The sequence below is a fragment of the Kitasatospora sp. NPDC057965 genome, from assembly GCF_042887135.1.
Taxonomy (GTDB): domain Bacteria; phylum Actinomycetota; class Actinomycetes; order Streptomycetales; family Streptomycetaceae; genus Kitasatospora.
On the sequence record NZ_JBHVPZ010000002.1, the window covers coordinates 229,754 to 242,683 of the forward strand.

11 protein-coding genes and 5 pseudogenes are annotated in these 12,930 nt (G+C 72.1%); 9 read left to right on the top strand and 7 right to left on the bottom strand.

Annotated elements, in window-relative coordinates; all coding sequences use genetic code 11:
* Positions 1–194: pseudogene (locus ACFVVU_RS02925) on the top strand (M23 family peptidase); the annotation flags it as partial.
* 92 nt (positions 195–286) lie between these two features.
* On the opposite strand, the pseudogene helR reads toward ACFVVU_RS02925, so the two are convergent.
* Positions 287–2,516: pseudogene (helR, locus tag ACFVVU_RS02930) on the bottom strand (RNA polymerase recycling motor ATPase HelR).
* Positions 2,517–2,862: 346 nt separating this feature from the next.
* Here helR and ACFVVU_RS02935 point away from each other — a divergent pair.
* Positions 2,863–4,080 carry an ROK family transcriptional regulator gene (locus tag ACFVVU_RS02935; protein ID WP_387788064.1) on the top strand — a complete coding sequence of 406 codons (1,218 nt, stop codon included), beginning with the start codon at positions 2,863–2,865 and terminating at the stop codon, positions 4,078–4,080.
* 33 nt (positions 4,081–4,113) lie between these two features.
* Here the strand turns inward: ACFVVU_RS02935 and ACFVVU_RS02940 are convergent, their stop codons facing one another.
* Positions 4,114–4,581 (bottom strand): DUF6623 family protein, encoded by a 468-nt coding sequence (locus ACFVVU_RS02940; protein ID WP_380681493.1) that lies wholly within the window; start codon positions 4,579–4,581, stop codon positions 4,114–4,116.
* A 41-nt stretch (positions 4,582–4,622) separates the two neighbouring features.
* Positions 4,623–5,276, bottom strand: a complete 654-nt coding sequence (locus tag ACFVVU_RS02945; protein WP_387788067.1) for a DUF397 domain-containing protein — start codon at positions 5,274–5,276, stop codon at positions 4,623–4,625.
* Positions 5,277–5,320: 44 nt separating this feature from the next.
* On the opposite strand from ACFVVU_RS02945, the gene ACFVVU_RS02950 reads away from it, so the two are divergent.
* The 5 genes and pseudogenes from ACFVVU_RS02950 to ACFVVU_RS02970 form a co-directional block, all read left to right on the top strand.
* On the top strand, positions 5,321–6,088 hold the full coding sequence (locus tag ACFVVU_RS02950; protein ID WP_387788069.1) for a class I SAM-dependent methyltransferase: 768 nt from the start codon (positions 5,321–5,323) through the stop codon (positions 6,086–6,088).
* Positions 6,085–6,678, top strand: coding sequence for a DedA family protein (locus ACFVVU_RS02955; protein WP_387788071.1), 594 nt, complete (start codon positions 6,085–6,087; stop codon positions 6,676–6,678). The genes ACFVVU_RS02950 and ACFVVU_RS02955 overlap by 4 nt, the downstream gene beginning before the upstream one ends.
* Positions 6,679–6,857: 179 nt before the next feature.
* Entirely contained in the window at positions 6,858–7,481 is a 624-nt protein-coding gene (locus ACFVVU_RS02960; RefSeq protein WP_387788073.1) for a hypothetical protein, read from the top strand.
* Between the two features lie 118 nt (positions 7,482–7,599).
* Positions 7,600–7,788, top strand: a pseudogene (locus ACFVVU_RS02965) (transposase); the annotation flags it as partial.
* A gap of 223 nt (positions 7,789–8,011) precedes the next feature.
* Positions 8,012–8,164 (top strand): annotated as a pseudogene (locus tag ACFVVU_RS02970) (IS5/IS1182 family transposase); the annotation flags it as partial.
* 63 nt (positions 8,165–8,227) lie between these two features.
* Here the strand turns inward: ACFVVU_RS02970 and ACFVVU_RS02975 are convergent.
* Both ACFVVU_RS02975 and ACFVVU_RS02980 read right to left on the bottom strand, forming a co-directional pair.
* The gene (locus ACFVVU_RS02975; protein WP_387788075.1) at positions 8,228–8,797 is read right to left on the bottom strand and encodes an SMI1/KNR4 family protein; all 570 of its coding nucleotides are present in this window, start codon (positions 8,795–8,797) and stop codon (positions 8,228–8,230) included.
* A gap of 128 nt (positions 8,798–8,925) precedes the next feature.
* A complete protein-coding gene (locus ACFVVU_RS02980; protein WP_387788076.1) occupies positions 8,926–9,972 on the bottom strand; it encodes a saccharopine dehydrogenase family protein in 1,047 nt (348 codons plus the stop codon).
* Between the two features lie 128 nt (positions 9,973–10,100).
* On the opposite strand from ACFVVU_RS02980, the gene ACFVVU_RS02985 reads away from it, so the two are divergent.
* Complete coding sequence (locus tag ACFVVU_RS02985; RefSeq protein ID WP_387788078.1) at positions 10,101–11,036, top strand: helix-turn-helix domain-containing protein; 936 nt, start codon at positions 10,101–10,103, stop codon at positions 11,034–11,036.
* 16 nt (positions 11,037–11,052) lie between these two features.
* On the opposite strand, the pseudogene ACFVVU_RS02990 reads toward ACFVVU_RS02985, so the two are convergent.
* Both ACFVVU_RS02990 and ACFVVU_RS02995 read right to left on the bottom strand, forming a co-directional pair.
* A pseudogene (locus tag ACFVVU_RS02990) lies at positions 11,053–11,241 on the bottom strand (transposase domain-containing protein); the annotation flags it as partial.
* Positions 11,242–11,332: 91 nt separating this feature from the next.
* Positions 11,333–11,941 (bottom strand): TetR/AcrR family transcriptional regulator, encoded by a 609-nt coding sequence (locus ACFVVU_RS02995; RefSeq protein ID WP_380681509.1) that lies wholly within the window; start codon positions 11,939–11,941, stop codon positions 11,333–11,335.
* A 142-nt stretch (positions 11,942–12,083) separates the two neighbouring features.
* Between ACFVVU_RS02995 and ACFVVU_RS03000 the strand changes: the two genes are divergently transcribed.
* Positions 12,084–12,875 (top strand): cyclase family protein, encoded by a 792-nt coding sequence (locus tag ACFVVU_RS03000; protein WP_387788080.1) that lies wholly within the window; start codon positions 12,084–12,086, stop codon positions 12,873–12,875.
* The last annotated feature ends 55 nt before the right edge of the window (positions 12,876–12,930 follow it).

Here is a 12,930-nt window from a genome sequence, read left to right on the forward strand (position 1 = left end):
ACCAGGGGACGAACTACGTGTACTGCAAGGCGTGGGGCCGTGAGGTGTCCAGCGGCGGCAGCTTCAACCACTGGTGGCTGAAGACCGACCCGGACTCGGGCCCCAGCCGTCAGTGGGTGTCGGCGTTCTACCTGTCCCGGTGGGGCAACGACACCGCCAAGGACAACAACGGCACCACCATCCCCGACTGCTAGGACGCGCTCGGGACGGACGGATGCCGGCCGTGCCGCTCGCAGCCTCGAACCCCTGGCTGCGACCGGCACGATCGCTCGGTACCCGCCCGCCCTCAGCCGCCGCTCGTGAGCACGACGAGCTGCCGGGTCGCCCGGGTCATCGCGACGTAGCGGTCGACCGCGCCCGCGACACCCTCGCCGAAGGACGCCGGCTCGACGAGCACCACCAGGTCGAACTCCAGGCCCTTCGCCAGCTCCGGCGTGAGCGAGCGGATCCGGTCGGTCTCCCCGGACCCCTCCCCGAACGTCTCCGCGAAAGCCGCCGTGAACGCCGCGTCGCCGATCACGCAGGCGGTGCCCTCGGCGTGCGCGTCGAGCCAGGCGCCGAGCACGCCGTCCAGCTCCGCGACCGCCCCGTGGGTGACCGGCACCCCGCTGCGCCGCACCGAGGTGGGCACGTTGGCGTCCGGCAGGGCGGCCCGGACGACCGGCTCGGCCTCCGCCATGACCTCCTCGGGCGTGCGGTAGTTGACGCTCAGCGAGGCGACCTCGGCGCGGTCCAGGCCGATCCGCGCCAGCCGCTCCCGCCTCCCGCCAGGACTCCGCGAAGCCGTCCCGGGACTGGGCGCGGTCCCCGACGACGGTGAAGCTCCGCGACGGGCAGCGCGCCAGCAGCATCTGCCACTCGGCGTCGGTCAGCTCCTGCGCTTCGTCCACGACGACGTGGGCGAACGGCCCGGCCAGCCGGTCCGGGTCGGCGGCGGGCAGCGCGTTCCCGTCGGCCAGGGTGTCCCTGAGGTCCTGGCCGCGCAGCATGGTGACCGCGCCCTCGCCGTCGTCGTCGGCCGCGAGGATGTCCGTGATCACCTCGGCCATCCGGGCCCGCTCGGCGGCGAGCGCGGCCTCCTGGCGCCGCTTGCGCCGGGCGGTCTCCGGATCGCCGAGCCGCCGGCGTGCCGCGTCCAGGATCGGCAGGTCGGACAGTGTCCAGGCCTGCGCCTCGGTGCGCCGCAGCCGGCGCACCTCCTCGGGGGCGAGCCACGGGGCGCACAGCCGCAGGTAGGCGGGCACCGTCCAGAGGTCGCCGACCAGGTCGGTGGCCTCCAGTAGCGGCCAGGCACGGTGCAGGGCGGCGACCAGCTCCTCGTCCCGTCGCAGCGAGCGCAGGAACGTCTCGACCGGAATCACCTCGCCACCCTCCAGCTTGGCCAGCAGCAGCTCGGCCAGTTCCGCCCAGATCTCCTCGCGCGCCTCGTTGTGCGGGGTGCCCGGGTCCGGTGCCTCGAAGGCCTCGGCCCAGTCCTCGGCGCTCAGCCACAGGTCGTCCCAGTCCGTGGAGACGGTCATCCCCTCGGTCGGCGGCTCCTCGTAGATCCGCACCGCCTGCTCCACCGCCCGCACCATGGCCGCCGAGGACTTCAGCCGCGCCACCTCCGGATCGGGTTCGGGCGCCGCGTCCGCGCCCTCGGCGAGCAGGTCCCGCACGGTGCAGGTCCGCACGCCCTCCTCGCCGAGGCAGGGCAGCACGTCGGAGACGTAGTCCAGGTAGGGCTGGTGCGGGCCGACGAACAGCAGGCCGCCGCGGCGGTGGCCGAGCCGCGGGTCGGAGTGGAGCAGATACGCCGCGCGGTGCAGGGCGACCACCGTCTTGCCGGTGCCGGGGCCGCCGTCGACCACCAGCGCGCCGCGCGAGCCGGCCCGCACGATGGCGTTCTGGTCCGCCTGGATGGTTGCCAGCACGTCCCGCATCCGCGCCGAGCGGCTGCCGCCCAGGGTGGCGATGAACGCGGACTGGTCGTCGAGGGCGGCGTGCCCCGCCAGTCCCTCGGCGGCGAACACCTCGTCCCAGTAGTCGGTGATCCGCCCGTCCGTCCAGCGGTAGCGGCGGCGGCTCGCCAGGCCCATCGGGTCGCCGTGGGTCGCGGCGAAGAACGGCTCGGCGGCGGGTGAGCGCCAGTCGAGCAGCAGCCGGCGGCCCTCGCTGTCGGTGAGGCCGAGCCGGCCGATGTACACCGGTTCGCCGCCGTCGGCCGGAACGATGCGCCCCAGGCACAGGTCCAGGCCGAAGCGGCGCAGCGTCCGGAGCCGCCCGGTCAGACGGTGGACCTCGATGTCCCGGTCCATCGCGGCCCGTCCGGCACCGCCGGGCGCCCGCCGGGTGGTGTCGAGGAGCTCGGAGACCTCGGCGGTCGCCCGCTCCAGGCTCCGCGCGACGGCCGCGAAGTGCCGCTCGTCCTGGGCGACGAGCGCCGGGTCGGCCTTGGCGCGGAGGCGGTCGGGGAGGCCGAACGCACTGGTGGTGTCCGCGCCGGTGGCGAACGTGCTGGTGGCGGGGGCGGTCATGGCAGCGGCTCCGGTCCTGGAATCCGACACAAGCTGATGCACTACGCAAAGCTCCCAAGTGGGGTTGGTTCCGGCTTCGGTCGACGATTGTGCGCCAGGACCGGGGCCTTGCGGCAAGGCCCCCCGTGCGCTATAGCTTGAGAGTGGCAGGAGGAGCGTGCCGTTCTTCCGCTCCCTGCTCTCCCCTTCGGTTTCCGTCCGTGCGCGCGGGACATCCCGCCGATGACGCCGTGACGACCGGTCATACTGGCTGATGCCCAGGCCCGGGCGCCGACCGACGCACCCCGGACCGCGCCTGGCTGCGCCTGACCGCGCCCCACTGCCGCGTCCGAGACCGGAGGACCCGATGAGCCGCGACCTGCCGACCACCGTTCCGCCGGGCCCCGCGCCGGCGCAGCCGTGGAACCGGCAGCGGCTGCGCAGCAACAACGAGTGGCTGCTGCTCGAACGGCTGCGCCTCGACGGACCGTCCTCCCGGGCCCAACTCGCCCGCGACACCGGCCTGTCCAAGCCCACCGTCTCCGCCGCCCTGGCCGCTCTCGAACAGGCCGGACTGGCCCGCGAGGCCGGGCGGTTCATCCCCGAGCGCGGGCGCACCGCCGTGCTGTACGAACCCGACCCGCTCGCCGGGCACGTCCTCGGCGTCGACATCGGCCGGGCCCGGCTACGGGTCGCCGTCGCCGACCTCGCCGGGGACATCGTGGCCCGCCGCTCCGTCCCCAACCGGGGGCGGACGGCGAACGCGGTCGCCGACGCGGTCGTGGCCGCCGCCCACGAGGCCATCGCCGAAGCCGGCGTCGGGGCGGCCGACATCGTGCACGCGGTGATCGGCACGCCGGGCGTCTGGGACGAGCAGCGGCGCGGCGTGCGGTACGCCACCAGCCTGCCCGGCTGGGGCAGACCCGGGCTGTTCGACCGGATAGCGGCCGGGCTCTCGACCGCCATCACCGTCGGCAACGACGCCAACCTCGCCGCGCTCGGCGAGTACACGCTCGGCGCCGGGCGGGGGAGCGGCAGCCGGATGTTCGCCTATGTGCTGGTCGGCACCGGCCTCGGCGTGGGCGTGGTCAAGGACGGCGAGCCGCTGGTCGGCGCGCACGGCGCGCTGGGCGAGGTCGGCCTGGTCCCGCTCCCGCCGCACGCCGACGGGACGCCGGGCGGCACCGTCGAGCAGGCGGCGGCCGCCGACGCCGTCGTCCGCACGGCCCTGGACCTCGGCATGACCGGCCCGTTGACGGCCAAGGGTGTTTTCGACGCGGCCCGCTCCGGCGATCCGCTGGCGGCCGTCGCCGTGCACCGAGCCGCCGGTCAACTCGCCTATGCCGTCGCCGTGTTGTCGGCCGTACTCGACCCGGACCTGATCGTTCTCGGCGGCGGCATCGGCGCCGGCGCCGACCTGCTGCTCGACCCCCTCGGCCGGGCCCTGGACCGCCTCAGCCCGATGCGGCCCACCCTCGCCCCGAGCCGCCTCGGTGAGGAGGCCGTCCTCCTGGGCGCCGTCGCCACCGCCCTCGACCGAGCCCGCCCCGAGGTCTTCGAACGCCGCTCGGCGCCGGTGGACTGAGCGGCCGGGATTCTGATTTCCGGTCAGGCCGTGTCAGGTCGTGAAATCACCGCCCGCCGTTCCCAGGATCAGGCGCGAGGGGGCGATCGGCGTGTCGAACCCGATCGCCGCGACGACGAAGAAGGAGATTCCGATCCCGAAGGCCACCGAATGCGGCTGATCGAGGGTGAACGTGTTCTGACCGTCCAGCCCGGTGCGGTGCTCGCCCTCGGAGGCGAGGTTCTCGAATTGTTGGAGCGGTCCTCCGGACCCGTCCCAGACGTGAACCCGGGTGAGCCGGCCGAATCCGACGTCGGTCTTGAACAGGACGAACACCCTGACCAGGTTCGTCCGGACGTCATTGACGATCACCGGCGTCGGCACGGCGACGTGGAACCAGCTGGACTTGCCCGGTGTGATGTCCACGTCGGAACCCCACCCGAAGTGCCCGTTGCGGCTGAGATTCTCGGGATTCTCCACCACCATGGCGTTCCCGTGGACCCAACTCGCCTGCAATGCCACAAGACCCACCTCCTCGGCAGGTTATTTCTTTTCTTGTAGTCTCACACCCCGAAGTCGGGGCTTTCAAGAGCCGAGCCCTGCATACTTTCCGCTATCAAGGCCCCATTACTGATTCGTACAGTAATGGTGAACACCGCGGCCCCGCACCGGATCGGTGGGGCCGCGCTCGCGGTTTCAGCGGCGGGTGACGAAGCCTTCGACACGGACGCGGCCACGAAGGCGAGCCACGCATCGCTGCTGAAGGTGAGCGCGGGCCCGTGCGGATCCTTGCTGTCGCGGACCACGATCGTGTCCTCCAGCGTGCCGCACTCCACGCAATCGTCGTTCGGACTACTGGCCGTCGCCTTCCGCCACATCACTGGGAGGGCGGAAGCAGCGGAATGAAAGCTCGCCTGAACTGTTCTCCTTCGCGGGCGGTCCAGCCAGTGGAAGGACTGGCCGAACGCGACGACGTCGAACTCGCCGAGGTCGTCCGGCAACTGCTCGGCCCGGGCCCGGATCCAGTGACACGAATCGCTCAACCCGATTTCGGCGGCGGCCCGTTCGGCCTCGGCGATCATCCCGGCGTCCGGATCAGGGAAGACCGGGTGGACGTCAAGGGCACCGTCACCCGGGCGACCGCCGGTCTGACCAACGTCGCCGTCACGCCGTGATGACGGGGCGGTCCCCACTTTCGTCGGGGAACCGCGTCGCACAATGGCGGTCCCGGGGCGAACCGACGCTTCCTACCGTCGAGTCCATGAAGCACACCGACCGGCAGGCCGCGGACCGAGGCCCCTCCACGACACTCGGCCGTGCGGACGGTTGGGCGTTCCTGCGGGAGGCCGTGCGGGATCTGCGGACCACCGGCGCCGTCGCCCCCAGCGGCAGGGCCCTGGCCCGGACCGTGACCGACCCGATCCGCGTCCGGGCCCCGCGCCCGCTGTCCGTCCTGGAGGCGGGGGCCGGTACCGGTGCGGTCACCCGTGCCCTGCTGCCCCAGCTGCCGCGCGGCAGCCGCCTCGACATCGTGGAGGCCAACCCGCGTTTTGTCGCCCGGCTCCACGACTTCCTCGACGCGCACCCGGCCCCGCCCGCCCGGCACATCCGGGTCACCGTGCACCAGGCCCGCGTGGAGGACCTGGACACCGAGCAGCGCTACGACGTCATCGTCTCCGGCCTGCCGCTGACCAACTTCACCCCCGACCGGGTCGACCGGATCATGGCCCGCTACCTGGACCTGCTCCACCCCGGCGGCACCCTCTCCTACTTCGCCTACCTCGGCACCCGCCGGGCCCGGACCCTGCTCGCCTCCCGGGCGGAGGCCCGCCGCCACGCCGCCGTCGACGCGGTCACGGCCGCCTACCGGCGCCGCTACGCCACCGGCCGCTGGACGGTCCTCGCCAATCTGCCCCCGGCCCACGTGTGGGAACTGCGGCGTCCCCAGGCGACCGGCGAGCAGTCCGGGGAGCAAGTCGATGGGCAGGTCGATGGGCAGGTCGATGGGCAGGCCGGTCACCGGCGGTGAACGTCCTGACCGACGCCCTCGGCCACCTGTCGCCGATCGCCGTGTACGCGGTGGTGGCCCTGACCGTCTGTGCCGAGTCGGTCCTGGTGCTGGGCGCGTTCGCCCCCACCCTCGCCCTCCTGCTGACCGCCGGTGCCCTGGCCCGCGCCGGCGACGTCAGCCTGCCGCTGGTGATCACGGCCGCCGCCGTGGCAGCGTTCGCGGGCGACTGCCTCGCCCATCGCACGGGCCGCGTGATGGGTGAGCGCCTGCGGGCCGGCCGCCTCGGCGGGCGCCTCCCCGCCGTGGCCTGGCAGCACGCCGAGAGGCTGATGACCCGCCACGGGGGGCGGGCCGTGTTCCTCGGGCGGTTCCTTCCCGTGGTCCGCACCCTCACTCCCCACCTGGCCGGTGCCACCGGTCTGTCCTACCGGAGCATCGCTCCCTACAGCGCCTGCGCCGCCGGACTGTGGGCCGTCGCCGAAGCCGGCACCGGATACGCCGCGGCGACCTCCCTCCAGGGGCTCCTCGGCGTCGGTGGCCCCGTCCTCGCGGTGGTGGCCGTTCTGGTGGTCACGGGCGCGGTTCTCTGGGTGAGGAAGCGGTACTGACAGATCCACGGCTCAGCTGGACCGAAAGGGGGCGGTATGTGATCGAAACTCTCCGCTGATCGACGCTCCGTGATCGTCAGATCTCGATCTGCTTACAAGTGCTTGAACTATGGACAGATCGTGTGGCTTATCTGGTTGACTCGCGAACCTCTTCCAAGCGGAACGGAGCGTTCACGTCCATGCCTTCACGGATGCGCGGCGGTCGTCGCGGCCTGGCCGCCGTCGCCGGACTCGTCCTCACGGTCGGCCTCGCGCTGACCGGCTGTGACCCCACGACGGGCGATGCCTCGACCACCGCGGCCTCCTCGCCCGCCGTCACGGTCACGGCCACCACCCCGGCCGCGCCGGCTCCGGAGCCGCCCGCGCCGGTGGTCACCGCGCCGGTGGTCACCCCGCCGCCGGCCGTGCCCGTCGAGACGCCGCCGGTGCCCCCGGCACCTCCGGCACCGGAGCCGACCGCGGCGGCGCCCGCGCCGACCTCCCCGGCGGTACCGTCGAAGGCGCAGCCGACCAAGACCGCCGCCGCCCCCGCCAACACCCCCAAGCCGCAGCCGACGCCCACCAAGGCCGAGCCGCAGCCCAAGGTGACGACCGCCCAGCCGCCGACCGATCCCGACCCGGCGCCCGCCGAGACCAAGGCCGCGGCGGCCACCGGCGACTGCGAGATCAGGTCGAACGCGGGCAACTGCTACAAGGCCGGCCAGTTCTGCCGCAACGACGACCTCGGCAAGAGCACCCACGAGGCGAGCGGCCGGGTGATCAGCTGCGTGATGGTCAGCGGCAAGCCGCACTGGCAGGCGTGAGCCCGGCGCCGGCAGCCGGGAGCGACGGCTCAGGGCAGCTCGGCGAGCGTGCTCCGGAACCCTCGCTCGTACGCCTGTAGCAACCGGCCGTACTCGCGGGCGGCGTCGAGGTCCGGGCCGGCGTCCACTGGACCTGCTGCCCGACCGGGAGGCGGCCAGCCTGGCGGCTTGGCTCGCGAAACGGCCGGGGGTGGAGGTGGTCTGCCGCGATCGGGCACCGTTCTTCGCCGAAGGCGCCACGGCGGGGCGCCGCAGGCGGTGCAGGTCGCGGACAGGTGGCATCTTTGGCGCAACCTGAGCGAGGCTGCAGAGCGGTGCGTCGCAGACCACCGCGGATGCCTGCAGGTCCTGGCGCCGGATCCAGGCCAGCCTGCCCCCGAGCCGAAGAAGTTCGAGGACCCCTCCGGCTCGCCCTGGCCGAGGGGACACCGCTTCGCCGACCGCACCCGTGCCAACCACGCGACCGTCCAGGAACTCCCGCCGCGCGGGGTCGGACTCGGCTTCGGCCATCGTCCCGAGCAGAGCGGGCGATCAACCGAGCCCTGCCAGCGGCACGAGCACCGGTCGAACGAAGCATCGCGCGACTCAAGTCCTGGCAGATCCTCCGCCGGGCCCGCTGCAGCCCCAACCGGATGACTTTCATCGACGCAGCCATCCTCACCTTGGAACGTCAATGCTGCTGAATCCCATTGCCGTTCCAGGGTGGGGACGGATTGGCAATGGCCGTCCTCCAGTTGGGAGCCGTCTCACGACCAGACAAGTCGACCTTCGGTGAACCGACAGACCGGTGAGCTTCCATCGGCGATCCTCGTCAGCGTCTCCGCCACGGAGTCGAAATACTGGGCCATCGATTCGTACTCGCCCGTGACCGTGGGGTCACCCACGAACCAGCTGCCGACGCGCCCGTCCCGAACATCGACGAACTTTCCCATCCAGCCGTCCTGGTCCGACAGGAACGGGATCCACTCATTCCGCCAGAACGGGGAGTCCGGCTGGTCCGGAGGGTCGAATCCGCAGGAGGTGGAGCGGTTCGCGTGGAGCCTCTCCATCGCCCGGATGCCCAGAAAGAAGCTTCCCTCGTCGGGGAACCCGTCGAAGCCGCAGCATGCCGCTTCGTCGTCGACGTCTCCCTCTGGCAGATCCAGATTGTTCTGCAACAGCCACGTCCGCAGGTCCCCATGCAGGGAGATCCCCATCCGTGCCTCGGCTGCCGCGAGCATCTGCTCCGTAGCGGGCCCCGGCAGATCTGCGTGATCGGCCGGTGCGTGCTCCCGAAGAAGAGTCATCACACGCGACCAACTCTCAGTCACACTCATCGCCCTTTGCCCTCCGTCCTCTCTGCAGGGATGTCTCCGCCCGACCGCGCCGCTGCGGGTTGGGAAGTATCGGCCGAAGAACCTTGCAGGGATGGTACTTCGAGTGTGTGTTCCTCCTCTCCCCATGATCATCTTCCCGTCTGCTTGTGCGGGTGCAGGTCGAGTGTGATGTGCGGGTCGAGCGCGTGCAGGAAGTCGGGGGCGTCGAAGATCTCGCCGGCGGAGACGACGCCGACGGTCTTGGTGCGGCCGGTCAGGACGCGCTCGAGGGCCTCGGTGACGAGGGGCGCGGTGACGGCGTAGATGTCCTTGCCGGCGGCCGTGGCCCGGCGTTCGGCTCCGCCGGAGCGGACGACGACGTCGACGAGGAAGGTCTGGTTCGAGCGCCCGCTCTCGTCGGCGGCGGTCGGGGCCGGCGTGTGGGGCGCGGCGACGTCTCGGGCCGCCTCGGCGGTCATGTAGGTGGTCACATCGGGGATGGAGAGGTGCTGGGGGACGGTGACGACGTCCGCCATCGTGAATTCCCCGATCACCGGCCGGGGTCCCATCGGTTCCGGGAAGGTCCACTCCAGGGTGGGCGCGGCGTCGGTGCGGTGCTCCCACTGTCCGCCGCTGTAGCGCAGACGGTGGTCGCCGCGTCGCTTGCGGGAGACCGCACCCGAGAGCCGGGTACCGGCGGTGGGGTGCCAGTTGCTGAGCGCGTAGGCGATGTGGGCCTCGTCGGCTTCGGTCCAATCGCCCATCGCGGCGGTGGCCAGCAGGTCGCCGAGGCCGCCGAAAAAGGCCATGGCCGGAACGATCACCGCCTCCGCGTCCCGGGCCCGCTCGCGGTAGTGGGCGAAGGTGTCGAGGTTGGCCTCGAGTTCGGCGGCCACGTCCAGGTAGGGGATCTTCGCGCGGAGCGCGGCCTCGATCACCGGGCCGGTGGTCGAGGCGAAGGGGCCGGCGCAGTTGACGACCGCCGCCGTTCCCGCCAGAGCCCGGTCCAGCGAGGCCGAATCGTTGACCGACGCCACCCGGGCCTCCAGCCCGTGCTCGTGGGCCAGCTCTTGCAAGGTCTGCGCGTTGCGCCCGGACAGTACCGGGACGAACCCGCGCGCGGCCAGCTCGGCGACCACGAACCGTCCGGTGTGACCGTAGGCGCCGAACACCGTAACCAGCTGACCTGACCCCATGAGACCGCTCCCGTGGATTGCAACACCCGCTGCGAGGTCGATCCGCCGCGGCTTGACTTCCCCATCCTGTCCCTCGGCCGACGCCCGGCGGGAGCGTCGGAAACGACATGCCACGTACAGTTTCGGACATGCCCACCGTTGCGCTGGCCGTCACCGACGGCATGCTCCACTACGAACTCTCCGTGGCTGTCGAGGTCTTCGGATCCGACCTGACCCATATCGTGGACCCTTGGTACGAGTTCTCCCTCTGCGGGAGCGGTCCGGTGCGCATCGACCGTTTCCGCCTGGAACCTGACCACGGACTCGACCACCTCGCCCAGGCGGACACAGTGATCGTCCCCGGCTGGGCCGACACCGACCTCGACCCGTCCGCCGAACTGGTCGAGGCGGTGCGTGCGGCCCACGCGGCCGGTGCCCGCGTGGCCTCACTGTGCACGGGGGCCTTCGTCCTGGGCGCGGCAGGACTGCTCGACGGCAGACGTGCCACCACGCACTGGGCTCACACGCGGGAACTGGCCCGGCGCCATCCGTCAGCCGTCGTCGATCCGGACGTCCTCTACGTCGACAACGGCGACGTCCTCACCTCCGCGGGCAAGGCCGCCGCCATGGACCTGTGCCTGCACCTGGTCCGCCTCGACCACGGCTCGGCCAACGCCAACAAGATCGCCCGACGCCTGGTCGTCCCGCCCCACCGCGACGGGGGCCAAGCCCAGTTCATCGCCACGCCCCTCCCCGCCCCGGGCAACCACCCCCTGGGTGAGATCTTCCCCTGGGCGCTGGAGCGGCTGGACCAGCCGCTGACCGTGGAGGACCTGGCCCGACAGGCCCGCATGAGCTCACGTCACCTCGGCCGCCACTTCAAGCACCTCACCGGCACCACGCCACTGCAATGGCTCCACACCCAGCGCATTCGCCGCGCCCAGGAACTGCTGGAGACCACCGACGCCACCGTGGACACCATCGCCGCGGCCACCGGCATGGGCACCGCTACTACCCTGCGCCGCCACTTCCACCGCAACGTCGGCGTCCCACCCGACACCTACCGCCGAACCTTCCGTCCCTAGAGGCAATACCGGTGATTTAACTGGGTTTTCGGTTGGTTGGGCCGGTCTTGGTGTCGGTCCGACCAGCTCGCCGGGCCCGGCCGATGGCCGCCGTCGTCGGCACCCGCCAGGCACCGGCCCACCGGCCCTCCCGCTCCAGGCCCTGGACGAGAAGCCGGGCCACCTCCTCATAGCCCTGCCCGAAGAACAGGCACATCGCCAGGACGAAATGGACACTTCGCGTGCGGCGCGGTCGGCGTGGAGGGGGTCGGGGAGGTGGGTGGAGGGTGGGAAGCCGGTGGTCCGCTCCTCGGGCCTCAGGTGCCTGCGGAGGTGGGGGGCTCGGTGTCGGAGAGCGCGTCGGTGTAGATGCCGGTCATCGCCGTCACGGCGCGTCGGCGGTCCAGGTCCGGGTCCAGGCGGTGCTGGATGTTGATGCCCAGGGTGCCGCCGAGCAGGGCCGCCGCGACGGCCTCCGGGTCGGCGGCGTGCGCGCCGGTCGCGCGCAGGTGGTCGGCGTACAGGCCGCGGATCTTGGCGTACTCCTCGGCGTAGGTGGCGCGCAGGGGGGACTCGCGGCTCACGGCCTCGATCAGGAGCGTCGAGAAGATGTGCGACTCGGGGCGGGACATCAGCGCGAAGTTCGCCTCGATCAGGGCCTCGACCCCGGCCTGCGGACCGGCGGCGGAGAGGCGCTCGCGCATGAACTCCACGCCCCACCGGAACGCTTCCTCGATCACCGCCTTCAGCAGGCCGTCCTTCGAGCCGAAGTGCCAGGCCACCGAGCCCCGGCTGATGCCGGAGCGCTCCGCCACGGCCTGGACGGAGGCCGCGGCGGTTCCGCCCTCGGCGGCGAGTTCCCAGGCGGCGGCCACCAGCCGGCGCCGGGTCTCGGCGGAGATCTCCTGCTTGCGGGTCGCGCCCACGCGGTGTCCTTTCCAATGCTGCGGCCGCTTGACCGGGCCGATTCTGTCACGCCACGGCCGGGTGGTTCCGGGGCGGCGAGCGGTTGCCTGTGTTGGAAGTCCAGTTCTATGCTGAGCGTCCAATAACAAAGGAGGATCCGTGATGGAACTGATCGACCTGACCAGGACGCTGGACCCCGCCGACCGCGAACTGCTCCCCGAGCCGCTGCGCCCGCTCGCCGAGGTGATCGCGCCTTCCATCGCCTACGCCCACCCCGCGGGCGAGGGCCGCGAGCAGTTCGCCGCCGCCCTGCACTGCCGCGTCGAGGACCTGCCCGACGGCGAGGGCTGGGGCGCGGAGACGCTGACCGACTTCAGCACCCACCTCGGCACCCACGTCGACGCCCCGCTGCACTACGGCTCGACCTGCGAAGGCAGGCCCGCCCGCACCATCACCGACATCGCCCTGGACGAGCTGTGGTGCGAGGCGCTCGTGCTGGACCTGCGGGGACGCTGCGAGCTCGACGCCCCGATCACCGTCGAGGCGCTGGAGTCCGCCCTCGCCGACAACGGCGCCCCGGTCCCGGCCGGCGGCGCGGTCCTGCTGCGCACCGGCCAGGAGCGCTACGGGCTGTCCGACCCCGAGTTCTTCCGCTACCCGGGGATGAGCCGTGAGTCGACGCTCTTCCTGGCCGACCTCGGAGCCAAGGTGCTCGGCACCGACGCCGGGGGCTGGGACCTGAGCTTCCCCGTGATGGCCCGCAGGTTCCGTGAGAGCGGCGACAACTCCGTGCTGTGGGACGGCCACCGGGCCGGCCGCGAGCGGGAGGTCTTCATCGTCCAGCAGCTGACCAACCTCGCCGCCCTGCCCCCGTCGGGATTCCGGGTGGCGTTCTTCCCGATCAAGATCGCCCGCGCGAGCGCCGCCCCGGCCCGCGTCGTCGCCTTCGTCTGACCCCACCGGCCTTCGCCCGATCCCAGGGGTCTTCGTCCGACCCCCTCGGCCTTCG

Bases quoted from the DNA above. Each gene is read 5' to 3' on its own strand.
- ACFVVU_RS02975 (WP_387788075.1), bottom strand. From the start codon at position 8,797: ATGAGTGTGACTGAGAGTTGGTCGCGTGTGATGACTCTTCTTCGGGAG.
- ACFVVU_RS02950 (WP_387788069.1), top strand. From the start codon at position 5,321: ATGAAGCACACCGACCGGCAGGCCGCGGACCGAGGCCCCTCCACGACA.
- ACFVVU_RS02985 (WP_387788078.1), top strand. From the start codon at position 10,101: ATGCCCACCGTTGCGCTGGCCGTCACCGACGGCATGCTCCACTACGAA.
- ACFVVU_RS02980 (WP_387788076.1), bottom strand. From the start codon at position 9,972: ATGGGGTCAGGTCAGCTGGTTACGGTGTTCGGCGCCTACGGTCACACC.
- ACFVVU_RS02935 (WP_387788064.1), top strand. From the start codon at position 2,863: ATGAGCCGCGACCTGCCGACCACCGTTCCGCCGGGCCCCGCGCCGGCG.
- ACFVVU_RS02960 (WP_387788073.1), top strand. From the start codon at position 6,858: ATGCCTTCACGGATGCGCGGCGGTCGTCGCGGCCTGGCCGCCGTCGCC.
- ACFVVU_RS03000 (WP_387788080.1), top strand. From the start codon at position 12,084: ATGGAACTGATCGACCTGACCAGGACGCTGGACCCCGCCGACCGCGAA.